The 16,968-nt window shown below is 63.1% G+C and carries 9 protein-coding genes; 4 read left to right on the top strand and 5 right to left on the bottom strand.

Features of this window, described 5'->3' with window-relative positions; genetic code table 11:
* Positions 1-441 precede the first annotated feature (441 nt).
* The 3 genes from Rhe02_RS04645 to Rhe02_RS04635 form a co-directional block, all read right to left on the bottom strand.
* On the bottom strand, positions 442-2,559 hold the full coding sequence (locus Rhe02_RS04645) for a hypothetical protein (RefSeq protein WP_203906796.1): 2,118 nt from the start codon (positions 2,557-2,559) through the stop codon (positions 442-444).
* A 248-nt stretch (positions 2,560-2,807) separates the two neighbouring features.
* Positions 2,808-4,802, bottom strand: coding sequence for a hypothetical protein (locus Rhe02_RS04640; RefSeq protein WP_203906795.1), 1,995 nt, complete (start codon positions 4,800-4,802; stop codon positions 2,808-2,810).
* A gap of 1 nt (position 4,803) precedes the next feature.
* Positions 4,804-6,432 carry a hypothetical protein gene (locus Rhe02_RS04635; RefSeq protein WP_203906794.1) on the bottom strand — a complete coding sequence of 543 codons (1,629 nt, stop codon included), beginning with the start codon at positions 6,430-6,432 and terminating at the stop codon, positions 4,804-4,806.
* A gap of 627 nt (positions 6,433-7,059) precedes the next feature.
* On the opposite strand from Rhe02_RS04635, the gene Rhe02_RS04630 reads away from it, so the two are divergent.
* From Rhe02_RS04630 to Rhe02_RS04615, 4 genes are all read left to right on the top strand, one after another.
* Complete coding sequence (locus Rhe02_RS04630) at positions 7,060-7,368, top strand: trypco2 family protein (protein WP_203906793.1); 309 nt, start codon at positions 7,060-7,062, stop codon at positions 7,366-7,368.
* A 1,940-nt stretch (positions 7,369-9,308) separates the two neighbouring features.
* On the top strand, positions 9,309-12,701 hold the full coding sequence (locus Rhe02_RS04625) for a P-loop domain-containing protein (RefSeq protein WP_203906792.1): 3,393 nt from the start codon (positions 9,309-9,311) through the stop codon (positions 12,699-12,701).
* Between the two features lie 326 nt (positions 12,702-13,027).
* On the top strand, positions 13,028-13,258 hold the full coding sequence (locus Rhe02_RS04620) for a hypothetical protein (RefSeq protein ID WP_203906791.1): 231 nt from the start codon (positions 13,028-13,030) through the stop codon (positions 13,256-13,258).
* Positions 13,259-13,458: 200 nt separating this feature from the next.
* Positions 13,459-13,923 (top strand): hypothetical protein, encoded by a 465-nt coding sequence (locus Rhe02_RS04615; protein WP_203906790.1) that lies wholly within the window; start codon positions 13,459-13,461, stop codon positions 13,921-13,923.
* A gap of 643 nt (positions 13,924-14,566) precedes the next feature.
* Here Rhe02_RS04615 and istB read toward each other — a convergent pair.
* Entirely contained in the window at positions 14,567-15,346 is a 780-nt protein-coding gene (istB, locus tag Rhe02_RS04610; RefSeq protein ID WP_203906789.1) for an IS21-like element helper ATPase IstB, read from the bottom strand.
* Complete coding sequence (gene istA, locus Rhe02_RS04605) at positions 15,343-16,932, bottom strand: IS21 family transposase (RefSeq protein WP_203906788.1); 1,590 nt, start codon at positions 16,930-16,932, stop codon at positions 15,343-15,345. The genes istB and istA overlap by 4 nt, the downstream gene beginning before the upstream one ends.
* Positions 16,933-16,968: the final 36 nt, after the last annotated feature.

The following is a 16,968-nucleotide window of genomic DNA, read 5'->3' as shown; positions in this document are numbered from 1 at the left end:
AATCGTTGCCGTCACCGCTGCACAGACCACGCGCAAACCGCACCCCACCGACCCAGGCTGTTTCCGCGCCCGGCACACACAAACCGCACGTCACGGCAAACGAATCGGAACTACGAGCCCACAAGGTCGCGGTGTACCTGCCGGGCGCAAGACCGCCACCTGATGGCGCGACACCAGCAGTTCCACGTTCCCCAGCACCGCGCACAAAACCGCACGTCATAGCAAGCGAAATCCGCCACTACCTCTAAGGCCGGCTGATGACGCTGACCGAAAATCGCTACTACTAAGCATCAGATGCAGCAGGCGTCAACCTATGCGTCAGTAGAACCATGCATTCTTTGCCATTCCGATCCGGAGTCGCCGAGCTCGAGCTGATCGATGACCTGTTCCTGGTTCAACTGGTCCCTTCCGCACCGCCATGACGCGTGGCATCGGGTGGGCTCAGAGGGGGATCAGATGAGGGTTCTTCATCAGATTTATCATGTCGGCCTTCATCAGCTCTTCCATCCGGGCCAACTCCGCCTGCGCCGCCGGGCTGGAGAGGAAGGTCCTCGTAAATTCGGCGCTCACGGTGCGGTAGGCGCGATTGCCGCGGGCCGAGTTAGCGGCGGCGGGAATCTTGATCAGATTGGGCTGGTAGGCCATCAGTGCCACTTGCTGTTCGCGCCGGAGCCCGAGGAAAGCCGGTTCGAGGAATATCTGGCTGCGCGGCCAAATGTGTTCTACCGAATAGGTCCCCGTCGTGGATGGGCGGAACAACGGGCTGGCTGGGCCGGCTCGGACCAGCACTGAGTTTGCGTGGCTAGCACCTGCCGCGGTGATCCTCAGGTAATGCTCCTCGGCGCTAATCCCGAGCTGTTTCTTGAATCGCTTCAAGTCGTTTTTCAACGCATCGATGGTGAACGAATCTACTTCGTCCTTAAGTTCCTCCAGCTTCGGCCGTAGTGCCCTGACTTCGTCGATTCGGCCAGCCTCATACGCAACCCGCCGCTGATGATTGACCTCGGAGACTTCTCTCTTCGTTCTGGCTAAACGTATTTCTTCGGAGAGAATTTCGGCTTCCTTGGCCTCAATCTTGGCCTGCAGGGCGGCGCGTAGTTCCGCTCGGTGAGCCTGTAGCTGCTCACGGGTGAGCGCGCCGGTGCCGCGCTCACCGGTCGCCCGTGGATCGTCGGATCGGAGCACCGGCTCGTCGGTGCCCGATCCGGTCGAGCGCCCCGAGTCGTGCCTACTTATGCCCCGGGCCGTCTCAGGAGTCGGCGGTGCGTCAGCCGGCGCGGTTACGGAGACTTCGCGCGGCGCGTTCGGCGGGATGTCCGCGGCGGGGCGGTTGCCGGTCGGCACAGTCTCGGCCACCGGGCGCGTCGTAGCAGATGCGGCTTCTGCTGCAGGTGCCGGCTGACCGGTCGACCTCGCCGCGCTCGGTGGCAACCCCTCAGTCCCCCGCTGAACGGCTCGGTAGGTGGCCGGGTCGAAGGCGTTGCTCCGCGTGCCGAAGCCATGAGGAAGGCTGGCGCCCGCAGACTGGTGGACGGTTTCGACCTTTTCGACCATGGGCCTGCTCCGGACCCGCACCCAGTCGGGGATCGCCGCCTCTGGCTGGGCCAGCGCTCGTGCGACCGTGGTCGGCCGGGCCTGGGCCACCGCCCGGAATTCCTTGGCCGCCCTGAAAAAGGCCATGCCGCTCAGGAGCGCCGCCGCTCCGGCGAAGAGTGTGCCGGCGTACGTGCTGGGTTCTGCGAGCCGTGCCTCCTCGGGGCGCAATGAGGTGGCCTGCGCGGTCAGGTCCTGCTCGCGGTCGCGCAGGTATGCGACACCGACGCCCATTCCCGCGAGGGCCAGATCGGCGGTCGCCAGGATCAGGGCCGCGGCTGGGCCGGTGAAGAAGATCCCCAGGGCAAGGACAGTGATCCCAGCCGCCCCGAGCCACAAGTCGAGGCTGTCGGAGCCGAGGACCTGACCGAGCGCGGCGACGTACTCCGGGAATCCAGGGACGCCGCCTAGCCCGCTGGCGTTGATGCCACCCACGACGAGCAGCGGGTAGTGCCAGATGTCGGTGTTGCCAGGCGCGGTAAGGCGGCCAAACAGTTCGATCATGGCGCGGTCGGCGGCATCCACGTGCCAGCTGGCGCATCGCAGCCCCGCTGCGGCCCCGGATCGGTACTCGGCGAGGATGTCGACGCCATTCGGATGGACGAACAATGTGGAGAGGGTTTCGTCCTGTTCCTTCGCCACGGGTCCGGCCAGCCGCGCCCGGACCAGCCGCTGCAGTCGTTCTTCCTTCCGGATCGGGGCGTAGTGCTCGATGTAGCGTTCCCGAGCCGGGTCCCACCAGCCGTCCGCCCGTTGCCTCAACCGGGGATTGCCGTAGGCGGCTACGATCTCGTCGGCTCGGGGTTCGTAGCCCCCGCTGGCGACGCCCACCTGTTGGGCCCGCCGGTGCAGGTCCGAACCGACCACCTGATCCTTGAGGCGAGAGGCGAAGATCGAGAGCTGCACTAGCTCCGCGGTCAGTGTGGCGCTCGTCCAGCTTCGAATCGTGTCCTCCGCCATCGGCATGACAGCGTCGTAGTCGGCCTTGTAGAGCGAATACCGGTTGCTATATGGGCGAGGCTGCCTGGCCCGCTCGTTGTCCGTCCCATAAACCCTCTCGAGGGCCGCGAGTAGGTCAGGCCGCAGCGAACCGTCCCGCGCAGCCGACGGAATGGCCTCCCGATCGAGGCGGCCGCCGGTGGCCGTCGTGATCAGGTAGGCGGCACCCAGCCGAGCAGCCGCCGCTCGCTGTTGCGGCGAGGCCTTCACCGGGGTCAGTCCGTTTCGAGGGTTAGGTTTGTGCCTTCGGTGACGACGATGTTCTTGTCGATGTCGGGGTCGTCATCCTTCCCCGCGAACAGGCGCCGGGCCAGGCGCAGGTTTTCTAGCTCCTGGCGCCGTACGTCGGCCTGTACCTTCTTCACGTCGAGCGCGCGGTGGATCAGCTTGAAGTCCTCCAGCAGCGGGTGCGTCCCCACGAGGGCCTCGATGTACAACGAACTCGTCGGCACGATGACGAAGTCAGAGCCAGCCCGTGGTGAGGCCAGCTTGTCGATCAGGGCCGCACGGATCTGGTCGAACCGTGCCTCGAACCGCTGGGGGTCGCATTTATGCAGGCAGGTGGCCAGTTCGGCTAGTTGCTCCACCGTGAGCTCGCCGAACTCGTCTGGATCGCGCAGCACCAGGTCGTCACCGACCTCGAAATAGTCCTGCATCATGCGCAGGGTCAGGTAGTTGTTCTCCTTCAGAGCGAAGATCGTGTAATTGCCCTTGAAGCCAAGCACCTCGTCGAGATCAGCGACGTCGGCCAGCTTGCGCTTCACGACCGTCGTCTTCGGCAGTGGCAGCTCAACCGTTCCGAAGTCGCGGCCGAGCAGGTCGTCGGCCAGGCTTCCGCCGCCCTTGATCACGTCGACCGTGATGCCCTCGGAGGAGAACTCGACCATCGGGACGTCGATGTTGTACAGCCGGAAGAACCGTTGGTCAGGCGGCTCGTGACTCCAGACCGCCTGCATGTAGTAAAGGATGTTGTCCTTCACATGTACCCGCAGCCGGTCGATCGCAGCCACGTTGTCGTAGTGCTCGCGAACCGAGGCCGACAGCCTATCGATCGCCACCTGCAAGCCGCTGACAGCAAGAGTGAACTGGTCGAGCAGCCTGGCCCGCTCGCGATCCGCCCGGTCACGCGCCTCCTTCGCATAGTCGACCATCAGCTGAGCCGCATCGACCGCACCGGTGTCAGAGGTGCCCGCAATGCCAAGCGGGTCGAAGATCCCCTTCACAATGTCCAGTAGACCCTGTTGCTGTTCAGAAGAACCAAGATTCTGGACGGCGGAGAGCACGTCTCGTTCGCTCACGCTGAGCAAGCCGATCTGGGCACGCACCTGCTCGCCGAGCGCCTCCACCACCTTCTTTTGGGCCTCGGCGTTGGACTCGAGGATCGCGATGTTCACCTCGGCGCCGACAAAACTCTTCGTCAGGTAGTCGAGTGCCGGCCGGAACGAGTCGTCGAGGATCGCCCGTCGCAGGATCCAGTCGTGCGCAACAAGCCACGAGTCGTCGATCTCGTCTGGCGCCGGCACGTCGTTGGCGACCAGGGCCACTGGGGTCAGGCCATGCAGTCGTTCGCTCAGCCGGTAGGTCCGCTGCAGCTCGTAGAACAGATAGGTGACCGTGAGTTCGTCGTTCGGATTCTGGATCTCCCGGAACGAGGTCTCTTCGAACTCCGAGCTCGTGGTCGTCTCGATCTCGATGCGGTGCTGCTGACGGTACTCCTGAGCACTCTTGCGCACGTTCTCGTGGAAGGTCCGCTTGGTGTTCTGAGACTCCTTGTCCTGCGAGCCCGCGACGAGTTGGTTGGCCGTGACCTTCATGGTCTCGTCGCTGCCGAAGCTCTCATTGGCGGTCAATTGGAAGTTCGACTTCTTGGCCGCCTTCTCGACGATCTCCGACTCGGCGCGGCCGGTGTCGGTGGTCTCGGTCCGCTGGGTGCGGAGGTTCTCGTCGACCTCCTTCTTGGCCCGGCTTCTCTTGTCGACCCGGCGCGTGGTGTAACGCTGGACCTCCTTCGGGGCCAGGGGCATGGTCGTCACTAGATCACCGACCTGGTAGCTCTGCGACTCCCAGGTCTGCCGGTAGGTGGTCAGCACACCGAAGTTGACGGAGTCGGCGGCGAAGACGTGGAACGCATACGGCTGCTTGAGCATCCGGTCGAGGTCGCGCAGCAGGTTCTCCAGGCGCGAGGAGCCAGTTCCGTCGGGGATCGCCACGTCAGGAATCCTTCTCCCAGCGGAAGATCGCCCTCATACGGTCAGGCATGCGGGCGGGCAGACCCGCGAGCAAGTAGTAACCGGTGTGGACACCGAACCCGATGCCGGGCGCGGCCTTTTGGAACTCCAGCACGCCGTTCTGAAGCTGCGGCGTATAGAGGGGCAGCCGGTTGTAGCTGTCCTTCTGCCACACGCCGGAGTCGCGAGGGTCGTTGGAAATGCGGAAGTTCGAGATCACGTTCCCGTGCGTATCGAACTCCCGGAACTCGATGCCTTTCCACCACCATGCCTGCGGGCCGTTCTCGATCATGATCTCGACCGTGCCGACGGGCACGGCGTCGGGCTCGAACCGCACCGTGATGACATCGTTTCCAACTGGCAGCGGGCCGGGGAACGAATCCCAGGTGAGTTGCGGCTTCCCGGCGAAGAGATTGCCGATGGCGTTAATCAGCGCGCCACCTGGGTTGAGGATGGCGTCGACCACAGGATCGCCGGTGGGACCACCGAGCAGTGCGTTCCTCGCCACGTCGACGGCCGTCGTGCTCTGGCTGACCGCGCCGCCGCCGGCCGAGACCGGCGGGCGGACCACACCGGGGGTGGCGTCGGACGTGATCTGCGCGAGGTCGCGCACCTCGGCCATCAGCCGTTTGAGGTCGTCCAGAGTGTCGATCGCCTGCGCCCGCGGGTCGAGGCCAGCGAAGGACTTCAGCTTCACCGACTCCTCGTACAGCTGCCGGCCAGTCGACTCGAGCTGCCCATCGAAAACCTCGGTCCAAACACCCTGAAACGCGATCCGCAAGCTGGTGAAGTCGTGGTAGGACGTGACATCGGCCGGGCCGGAACGCAGTTCGAACGTCGCCAGGCCTTCGCGCACTGTCCCCTGATCGGCGCGTGAGGGTACCTCGAAGACGGGGGCAGTCTCGGGGGTCCGCATCGCGGCAAGCAGTTCCTTAATCTTCGTGAGCACCTCGGGCTGGTTCGGCTCCTTCTTCGGCGGTTCCGATGGCTTCGACTTCGGGGGATGCGTTGGCCCCGTGGCCTCGTCAACGTTCCTCTTCACCTCATCTCCAGGCGTATTCGGCTTGGGCCGAGTCTCCGTGATCGCCTTGAGTAGGTCGTCGGCTCGGGCCTCGGCACGGCATACCGACACCGGATCGGCCGACGGCAGCGGCACCGACCCACGTAAAAGCTCGAGGAGCGCGGCCAGCGGGATTCGCCCTACCCGCTCGTCGTTCGCGTCGGTTTTGTCGATGAGATCTAGCAATTCCGGCGTGAGGTGCAGCCGCAGACGACCCGCTAGGGGCGCGGCCCGCTGCCGCTCGAGAGTCAGGTTCGTCTGTTCGGTCTGGAGAACGATCAGGTCGTCGCCGGGTGCGAGGTAGGTCGTTCGCTCCCTGTCGGCCACCGGAATCCGGCTCGGGTAGAAGCCCGAGAAGGCTGCCGCCGCCTCCGCCCGCAGCTCCAGGGACCGTGATGTCACGTCGACCAGCCTGTCCCGCAGCGCTTCTCGGACGACGTGGTCGCTGTCAAATAGTTGCTGTACCGCGGCCCCGTACCGCGCCGCAGGTGCCTCGACCGCTGGCGGCGCGGGCACCGCCGGACCTTCCTCGATGCCAATTGCATCTGTCACACTACGCATCATAGTTATCATGGTCTACGCAATGAATCGGATGATCAGCCCTTTCGCGGATCCCCATCGTGGTACGGATCGACTCAGATCGCCGCCTACGCCGTGCGGTCCCCCTGTCGGCCTGGCGGTCAAGGAATCGGAATTGCAATCCTGATGGCGTGGAGGCACAAGGAGCAACAGTGTTGCAGCAACGACATTGGAGGCGAGAAGCTGGGCCAACCGGTCACATTCACAGTGGGCTGCAGCAGATCCAAGCCGCCGAGGAAGCAAACAACGCTCGGTTGGCTGGTGCGCTGTCGGTGTTCCTTCTGTGTCGCTGCACGACTTACAGCGGCCGGAATCCGGATGTCCTGGCGGTATCAAAAGCGCCACAATGTTGCATTGATGACATTGGGATTTGGTAAGAGGTCTATGTTGCTAAGCCCTCCTGAATGGATCTCAGTGGTCAGGTCACGTGGACCGATCTGCGAGGCCTCTTTGTGACCTGTTGCCTGTGCCCGTCCTGGCTGAACCCAAGGTGAAAGCTTGACGTTTGAGAAGTACGACCTATTCGGATGCTTTTTTGATCTTGGAATCGGCGCGATGATGGCTGTCGTTGTACTTTTCCGATCTTGAAGGTTGCGAATCGTGTCAGATGATGCATTGACGCTAGCTGATCTGATCTATCAGCTGCGCGGGGATTTGAACCTGGCGGCGTGGCAGGGCCGGAACAAGGATCCGAAGTTCGTCGTAGGCCCGATCGAGCTGGAGGTATCGGTTGTGCTGGACATGTCGCGCTCTGGCGGAGTTGCCGCCAAGTTGGTGCTGCTGGACGTTTCCGCCGCTGCTGCACGATCGTCACAAACGGCACACCGGATCAAGCTGACGCTGCAGCCGGTCGGCCCGGACGGGCGGCCGTCGCAGATATCCGACCTGGCGATGCCAGACGAAGAGTAGACGACCGAACTTGCTGTTGTGGATCGGGAAGCCAGATTGGGGTCTGTGGTGGACGCGAGCAGGATAGCCGCCATATGCGCGTGCCGGCGGATCCGGCCGGAGGTCACGCTGAACCTGTCGTGGTTTGCCATTGCCGTCGCTCCCACAGCAGGCATGCTCAGTGCTGAAGGTCAGCACGCACGGCCCAGCTGTAGGTGACTGGCTGCCGATGGAAATAGATCGCATCTTTCAGATAGCCACGGAAATCAGCGGTCACGACGGACGCGGCACCGGCTACAGTCTGACTTCAAACGCCGTGCTCACCGCTTGGCACGTGCTTGCCGGAGCCAGCAGGTGATCGTCCGCCTCGACCGGGACGACGGCGGCCCGTGGCCACCGGCTGGCACGACGTGGGCGACGATATCGGCCTTGTCACCGTGGAACATGGTGCCTTGCCGGATGTCACGGGTGTGCTCAGGTTCGGCCGTCTCAACCCGGATATGTGGACATCGCCGACGTGCAGCGAATCAGGCCCTTTCTTGCCGAGATCCGGCAGCTCGACGTCGGCCCCACTTACGTGCATGAATACGACCAGTTTTTAGAATCGATTGCGGCCGCCGCAGCTCTGGGGTTTTGCCAAATGCCGAACTCGAGGCGTTTATTTTAGCCGAGGAATGCGTGATCGCGAACCATGCACCAAGTCGGCCCAGAAGGCTGCAGGCCCTTGTGCGGGCAGCTCTGGCAATCCAGGACCGCAACCTCGCTCGCCGGCTGTTCACCGATCTACTCGTGACTCCGTCCCCGCTGGAATACTCCCTATGACCTGCTTGGCCATTTTGAACCAGAAGCGTTGTGCCAGCTCGCCCAGAACTGGATCGAGCGGGGCTTCGAAGGGCCAAGGCGATGAGCCAGCGACATAGAAGCCTGGGCATTCGTCCCGGCTGCGTACCGAGGACTGAGGCGCCTGTCGTGGGGCGAGCAAGAGGAGCGCAGGTAACGCTGTCGTCTGATCCAGGGGCTCAGGATCGCGGGGCTGACATCGCGGATCCCGGCGCCGGTGAGCTGTTGCTCTTGATAAATCTGGGGGTGGTGCCAAGGTGCCGGAAGGCCCTCGTGATCAGCGTTGTACCGGAATCGGCTTTTGCCGCGGGCGCTGCCGGGTCGTTGCCCGGCTCGGCCAAATTCCGGTGTCGGTGACGTCTCCCAGTCCGGCGAATGACAAAGAGCGCTGCGTTGGCGCAAGTGTCAGCAAACCGACTCGGACGATTGACCTTGACCATTCCCTGTGCCGTCATCACGAGCGATGATGGTTCGACGCGTCTCGTGTCGCGGGAGGTTTTTTGTCTATTGGCGGTATCGCACCGGCCCGGATCGCTGAGGTCATCGCTGTTTCGGCCGCAGGAGCCACGATCCGCGGCTCGGGCTACCGGATCACCTCTAGTACCGTCCTATCAGCGTGGCACATTGTCGCCGGCGCCAGGTCGATCACATTGCGGTTTGATGCCGGGCAGCCAGGCGAGTGGGTGGTTCAGGTAACGGACACCTTTCGCCTGCGAGGTAGTGATGTCGTCGTCGTGTCATTCTTACCGCCAGATGCACATCAGACGGTAACTGCGGCACGCTATGGAGGCATGGCCGACATGGCTTCGGTGGTTGAGGTCCACTTTGCGGGCTTCCCCCGGTGGAAAGTCCGCAGCCGAGGGGAAGGTCCAAGCCGGAAGAGATTCCGAGATCTGCATCATGCGCATGGCTTTTCGAGTGTGTTGTCCAATCGCCGCACTGGAAGACTCGAGGTGACGGTCGAGCCGCCTGGTGAGGATCCCGAGGCGGGCGTTTCGCCGTGGCAGGGAATGTCCGGGGCGCCTGTCTGGGTGAACGATCGAATTGTGGGCGTGCTCACGGAGCAATTCCCGCGGGAGGGACTTAATAGGCTTGCGGCTACGCGTCTAGATCATTCTTTTATGGCACTAGACCAGTCCGATCGCGAACGGCTATCGAGTCTCCTGGATATACCGCTCAGTCACGCCCTTGACGACGTCACACCGCCGCGCTCGGTGTGGCTATCACGATCAGGATATTTTGAACAGGTTCGCGACATAGCGCCGGCCGGCGGTCTTATGGGGCGCGAGGCGGAGCTGGACGAGCTGGCCGGATTCTGCGCTGGGACTGAAGCCTATCTATGGTGGCAAGCCGAACCGTGGGCCGGTAAGTCTGCCCTGATGTCCAGTTTTGTACTTAATCCGCCAGCCGGGGTTGATGTCCTGTCCTTTTTCGTTACCGCTCGACTGGTTTCCCAGGCGGATAGCAACGCATTCACTGACGCGCTTCTCGAGCAACTAGCCGCGATGCACGGCGAGCAGCTTCCGGCATTGCTGACCGCGTCGGCCCGCGACAGTCACCGGCGTGCGCTCCTTAAGGCTGTTGTGGCGAGGGCGCGAGAGGCAGGTCGCCGTGTTGTGTTGGTCGTTGATGGCCTCGACGAGGACGCCGGAACGCGGGCCGGCTCTGGCCTTCCAAGCATCGCGTCGCTGTTGCCGAAGCTGCCCGAAGAAGGACTGCGGATCGTGCTGGCAGGCCGGCCACATCCGCCAATCCCGCTGGACGTGGCGCACGACCATCCGCTTCGAGATTGTCGCGTCCGCAGGCTCGAAGCCTGGCCACACGCGCAGGCTGTACGGCAGCGGGCGCAGCTGGAGCTCGACGAACTGTTGGTGGGTGATGAGGTATCGCTTGAGGTGATCGGGTTCGTGGCCGCATGTGGTGGTGGTTTGACGCTGCCTGAGCTGCAGGAGCTGACTGGCAGGCCTAGGTTTCTGCTCGACGGGCTGCTGCATGGCGTCTTCGGCAGGACCATCGTCGGCCGCGAAGAGAACACCCTGGAAGCGCCGAGCAGGCTGTTCCTATTCGCGCATGAGTCGCTACGCGTCGAGGCCATCGAACGCCTTCGCGGTGAGATCCTCAACTCCTTTATGAATCGAATTAATACGTGGGCCGACGGATACAGACAAAAGGGATGGCCGTCCGACACAGGACAGTATCTTTTGCGAGGATATTCGAGGATGCTCCACAGCCAGCACGACGTCGGGCGGTTGACGGCATTGGCTGTCGACGCCGCCCGTCACGACCGCCTGCTGGGGGTCACCGGGGGCGACTCCACAGCGATGGTCGAAATCCGCGCTGCGCAGGAGCTGATGATGAATCAGTCGAGCATCGATCTGTTGACGATAGTCAGACTAGCGGTACGGCGAGACGACTTGCTTGCCCGCAATTTGAACGTACCTACCAATCTGCCCGCTACCTGGGTCTATCTTGGACAGCCTGTCCGTGCCGAATCGCTGGCCCGTCTCATCGCTAATCCCGAGCGGCAAGCCAAGGCACTCACCTTGGCCATCATCGCCCTGGTCCTGACAGGCGAGCTTGATCGGGCCAGGGCAATCACGGATTCGATCATCGATCCTCAACAGAAAGCCCACGCTGAGGCTGCGCTCCGCTTGCCTCAGCGAGCGGAAAAGGTGCTCGCCCACCTCGAGTACGTCATGCGGTCCCTTTACGGAAGATCCCGTCTGAACCCCGATATTCCTATTCTCATTGCACAGATCGAAGAGAGCAACGACATTTCGACGGCCGTGAGGCTGGCAAGAGAATGTGAGAAGTTGACGGACTCTATAGAGGAGCCGCGTCGGCGGGCATGGATGCTTGCCGAACTCGCCCGCGCGGTGGCCGTTGCCGGTGACCCTGGGGAGGGCGAGCGTCTGGCTGCAGCCACCGAGGCAGTCGCTAGGACAGCAACCGATTTTGAGGAAGAGGCATCTGCATGGATGGGTCTGATTGAGCCTGCCGCACTCGACGGAGACCTCGAAACCATCCAAGCTGTGGGCAATGTCGCGTATGCGAGAGCGTTATTAGTCGACGACGAACAGCGTCGGTCGACGTTGCTTGGCGGGATTGCGGAGGCGTATACCAAGGCAAATCTCATTCAGCGAGCCAAGGACACCATTTCCGCGATCACCAGTCCGCGTGCGAGGTACGTTGCACTGACGAGTCTTGGACGCACGCTGATATCACGTGGACAGGGAACGGCAGTGCAGGCCATATTGGATCAATTTCTCACGCCGGAAGAGCGCGCCTTCGCAGCGGCCGTCTTCGCCGAGGCGTTCGCGGAGTCCGGAGATCGAGTGAGTGCCACAGAATTGACGCACCTATCGGAGAGCTTGATCGAAGCTGGCGCATCGCCGGAACGGCGGTTCTCAACATGGCTATTGCTGGCGAAAACACGCCTCGACTTAGGCGACGAGTCGGGGGCGCTGAACCTTGCCAGAGCTGCGAAGGCGATGCTCGCTCGCATTGCCGATCCTGAGAGACGCCTTGCAAGCTTGGTAGGTTTAATGGAGCTGTATGCGAAGGCTGGAAAGCACGAATCAGCATCTGCTATCGCCGACCTCGCTTATGACCTATCGCGTGATCCCTTAGTCCTGGAGTTGCACGTCGCCGACCTCATCGAGAGCATGGCTGCATCTGGCCTTCAAAAGCGAGCTGAAGTGATGGCAGCGGCCAGCAGCCGCTACGGCAACCTGCTTTTTCAATTGGCATTAATACGTGGCCTTCTTGCACAGAGCTTGGTCGACCAGGCTTTGGAGGTCGTGTTGAAAAGCGGGAGACCGAGCGTCGACGCCCTCAATCTAGTCATCGTTGCAGCGACCCGACAGGGAAGACCGGAAACAGCCGAAAACGCGTTGGAAGCGGCTCTGCATCTCAGCCAAGGACTGCCCATGGCTGAACGGGAGGCGACCCAGGTATCCATTGTCGAAGCGCTCGCCGCGGTGGAAATGTTCGAAGACGCTAGCCGAGTCGTCGCCACCATGCGGCGCTCTAACGCTCGCGTGGAGGCTTCGGCCCTTTTGGTGACGCGGTTAGCGCACCAGGGAAAGATTTCCGCCGCGAAACGGGGACTGCTGGACATCGTTGCCGACGCAGCTGAGCTGGGTGGCGAGGCCCTTGTACATTTGGCGGAACCGCTCGCCCTGGTAGGGGATACTGACTTGGCGTTGTGGTGGAAGCAATCCATCGATGCCAGCGGAAATAGTCCTCGCCTGGCCGAGGCAAGGGCAACGGTTGCAATTCGGCTCGCTGAGCTCGGCGAGCACAGGGAGGCACTGAACCTTGCCAACAACGAACCTCACCTCGAGCGCCGTGCGCGAGCGCTACTCAAGATCGCGATGGCTGCGCCCGACGCTACCCACATAGCCAGCCAGGCACTGATCGGGTGCCATTGGACTGTGTCGCTGTCCTCCCTGCGTACAATTTCGCCTGACCTGGTCAGGATTATCGCCCGAGAGCGCCTTGAAGCGGCCTAACGCCACATACGCGGATGGCGCTCCTCAAGAAAACGTAACCTGTGGGCTAGTAAAATCGGTTCTTGGGTTATGCGTGTGGGGCTCGTAAATCCGATTCGTTGCTGTGACGTGCGGTTTTGTGTGCCGCCGCGGGAGCATCGGTGACGACGATCGGGAGCATGTCGGCGTCATTGGTGTACATGGTCTTGCGCCAGATTCTGCGGTTGCTGCCTTAGCTTGCCCGCGATGGCGGTGCGAAGGACGTCGAGCTGCTCGTGTTGCGGCATCAGGTGGCGGTCCTGCGTCGACAGGTACACCGCCCAGATTTGCAGCCTGAGGATCGGGTAGTGCTGGCGGCGCTGTCACGGCTGCTGCCTCGACCACAGTGGTCGGCGTTCTTTGTCACCCCAGCCACGCTGCTGCGCTGGCACCGACATCTGATCGCCCGGCACTGGACCTACCCGCATACACAGCCCGGCCGGCCACCGATCGACCGCCAGCTGCGCGGGCTGGTGCTGCCTGGCCGCGCAGCTCAGAGGTCGTCGCCGAGCGAAGCATCATGCCTGCTATTTGTCTGACCGCCGCTCCACTTCGGACACGGCTTTGGTTCGTGTGACTCGTCCATCCAACAGGCCCGCCAAGGGCGCGAATCCCTCAACGGACAGGTCGGATGCTTGATCGACCCGTCGACGCTCAGGACCTGCGTTTCTCATTTACCCAGTACGGTGGCTGCTCTCAGTCACCCAGGTTGTTTGTTTATGTGGCATGCTCACCGGCCATGAGTTCTGATCGTGCCGAAGCGCTGATGGCCGAGGACCCCTTCGGCGCTGCCCTCCTCGCCGCCCACATTCCACCAGGCGAGGCCTGTGTTACAGCTACACGCTGGCTCACCGCGGCGGCGTACGTGACCTCCGACGTGGCAGGCGCCGGAACCGACCGTGTATTCCCCGAGGCCGCCGACGAGTTCCAGGTGCCCAACTGGGAGCTGATGGAGGCGGTTGTGAACCGAGTCCTCGACGACGAGATTGCTCCTCCCGACGCCATCGCCGAGATCCTGGAAACTGGAATCGACGAGACGGACCTGCTGGACATCCTGCTCGCCGGCATGGACGCCTGCCTTCAGGTGTACGGCATTTACGCAAGCTTCGACGACGAGTCGGACGACACGGAGGAACGTCCCGAGCATGAAGTCACCGCCGAGTTCGTCACCAAGGTGCGGGCTGAGGCCGCCAGCCGCCACTGATCGTTGCGTACGGATGCGACTGTCGGTGGATTGTTCTGCCTCCAAAAGGTGTTGGAGAGCGTTTCGTACGCGTTGCCGTCTGGGTCGAGCAGAACGAAGTCCGGCTCAGTACCTACAACCGATTCATGAAGCCTAACCAGCAGCTCATAGCCGAAACATGAGGCAGATCCAGCTCCGCGCGCAACTGCGCCCGCTGGCCGCCGATCTGAGGGCAGCACACCAGCAGATCCTGTTCAAGTCGCGTAGCCGCCGACCGCATCTCATCCACGCTGCCTCCTGCGGAGAAACTTGAGGCAGTCCATCTAGTAAGCGGTCTTGGTTGTCAGGCCCCCAAGATCGGCTGGATTGGGCTAGCCGCCGGAGCAACGCCTGACGACTCACCGCTGCAAAAACGTGGTTCGCCGACAACAGACCGACCTACCCCGCACGTGGTGTCTTCCTGCTATTTGCCGGCTTGACGCCTTCGGACAGAAGAGAAGCTCGAACTGCCCGTCTGTCGCTAGCCAGCGGCATAGGACCAGGGTTTTGCCACGAGTATGGGACCACCTGGTGCGGTTTGATGGTGCCGAGAGGGTTAGGGTTAGTCAATGGATGAGCCGGCCTGGGTGGCGTCCCGCGGCCGGCTCGGTGTTGTGGTTGGTGGTTATCTGGTGGGTCGTTGGCGGCGCCGGTAGGAGTCGCCTTCGATCACTAGCTCGTGGCAGGTGGAGACGAGTCGGTCGACTGCGGATTGGGCCAGGAGCGGGTCGGCCATCATGGCCAGCCATTCGTTGGGTTCGCGGTTGGAGGTGACCACGGTGGCTGTTTTCTGGTGGCGTTCAACGACTATTTCGTAGAAGTCGGCGGTTTCGGTGGCGTCGAGGGAGTGCAGGCAGAAGTCGTCGATGATCAGTAGTGGGGTGTGGGCGAGGCGGCGCATCTCGGTTTCGACGCTGTTGTCCAGGCGGGCGGCTTTGAGGCGCTTGAATAGTTTGTCGGCTCGGGTCATCTGGACGGGGATCCGGCGGCGAACCGCGATGTGGCCCAGGGCTGTTGCCAGGTGGGTTTTTCCAACGCCGACCGGGCCGAGGATCAGCGCGCCGTAGGGTCCGTCGAGGAACCGCAGGGTGGTCAGCTCGGCCCATAGTTGCTGGTCGAAGCGGACTGCGGCGGTGGTGTCCCAGCGTTCCAGGCGCAGGGCGGGGTCCAGGCCGGCGGCGCGGGCGCGTAGTGCTGCGGAGTTGGTGTCGCGGCGGGTGACCTCATCGCCGAAGATGAGCTCAAGGAACTCGGCGTAGGGCAGTTGTTGCTGGCGGGCGATGGCCAGCCGTTCGGGCAGGGTGTCGAGCAGCTTGCCCAGTTTCAGCGAGCGCATGAGCGTCTTGAGGTCGGTGGAGATCGGGTCGGCTAAAACTGGTGTCTTGGCTTGGTTTCTGGCGCTCACTGGTTCACCGCCTCGTCGAACAGGGACGGCTGGGGTGCCTGGGTGACCACGCGCAGGCGTGGGCGGCTGACCGCGAACTCGCCCGGGTCGCGGGCGAACCGGCCGCCGGCCGCAGCGACGGCTCTGGGCGGGGGTGTGGTGTTGTTCTCGGTGCCGCGTTGCAGCATCGCGTCGATTTTGGTGACGGAGACGACGTCGACGTCCAGGGCTTTGCCGCAGGCGGTGTTGACCGCGTCGCTGCCGTAGCGGCGGGCCAGCCCGAGGAGCCGGTAGACCGCCCGCATTCTGGTCCAGGGCAACGGGTCGTCCAGCAGCCGCTGGGCGTAGATGCCGACGTCCGGGCCGTGTTGACCGGCGGCGGCGATGAGCCGATCCAGATCACGCATCGCGTAGCCGACCTTCTCCGCGGGAAGGTCGTCGGGATCTGTCCAGCGGCCTCCAGGCCGCTGCCGTGGATGGGTTTTGACCAGCTGCCCATGCCAGAACACTTTCACCAGCCGCGAATCGGCGCGGACGTCGACCTGCTGCCCGAGATAGGCCCGCGGCACCGAGTAGAGCGCTTTGCCGATCTCCAGGTGGAAGTCGCGGTGAACCTTGCACGACTTGAACAACGGAACATCGTAAGGCGCCGCGACGGGCAGCAGCAGCCCTGCCTCCTCGGCCTGGAAATGCTCAACCGGTCGTTGCTGGGTCGTGCCGTGGATGCGTTTACCCGCGACCTGAAGACACCAGTTGCGGGCATGCGCCCGTGCCTGCTCCAGGTCCATGAAGGTCTCCCCGGCCATGCAGGACGAGCGAACGTACTGAACGGCCCGCTCCACCCGCGGTTTGTCCTTCGGGCGGCGGACCCGGGCGGCGTCGGTGACGAACCCGCAGTGCTGCGCGTAGTCCAGCCAGCCGTTGGTGTACTTCGGATTGACCGGGTCCGCGTCGGCGACGATCGCCGCCATGTTGTCCGGAATGAGGACTTTGAACACCCCGCCGAAGAAGACCCACGCCGCTTCGCATCCGGCGATCACATCGTCGAGTTTCTGCGAGAAACTGAGCCACACGAACATGTGCCGCGAGTACACGACCGTGAAAATCAGCGCCCGCACCAGCTTCTTACGCCCAGTCGCCGGATCGAGCATCGTGGCGACGTTGCCGAAATCCAGCTGCAGCTCGACTCCTGGTTCGCCGTCAGCGACCCGGACTGTCTCGTCCCTGCGCCCGAACCCGCAGCACGCCACCACGAACCGGTGCAGCGTGCGATACGGAACATCGACACCGCGCCGCCCCAGCAAAGTGCCGATCTTCACCGCGGTCACGCCCTGCTCGACCCACTCGCGGATCTGCTCCTGATGCTCGGTCAGCTGCTGCCACGCCGAACCGTGCCCGGCCGGACGAGCCGGCCGTACCGAGGCCACCACCGCCCCCACAACCTCGTCGGTGACCTGCTCAAACCCGCTACCGCGGGTAAGCCCCGCCTCCTGCGCCGCAGCGACATAGCGCCTGGCGGTCTTGCGGTCCACGCCCGCCTGAGCCGCGACCACACGCAAGCCGACCCCAGAAAGCCAGCCACGTAACACTTCTCGTACCTCGATCACAGATACCTCCCGGTATGCCACTCATCTCTCTCCATG

The organism is Rhizocola hellebori (assembly GCF_016862955.1).
Taxonomy (GTDB): Bacteria; Actinomycetota; Actinomycetes; order Mycobacteriales; family Micromonosporaceae; genus Rhizocola; species Rhizocola hellebori.
The sequence above is the reverse complement of the archived record's forward strand: the minus strand, read 5'-3'. Positions and strand labels throughout refer to the sequence as shown.

Excerpts from the sequence above, each read along its gene's own strand:
- Rhe02_RS04645 (WP_203906796.1), bottom strand. The coding sequence starts at position 2,559 with ATGCCGATGGCGGAGGACACGATTCGAAGCTGGACGAGCGCCACACTG.
- Rhe02_RS04615 (WP_203906790.1), top strand. The coding sequence starts at position 13,459 with ATGAGTTCTGATCGTGCCGAAGCGCTGATGGCCGAGGACCCCTTCGGC.
- Rhe02_RS04625 (WP_203906792.1), top strand. The coding sequence starts at position 9,309 with ATGGCACTAGACCAGTCCGATCGCGAACGGCTATCGAGTCTCCTGGAT.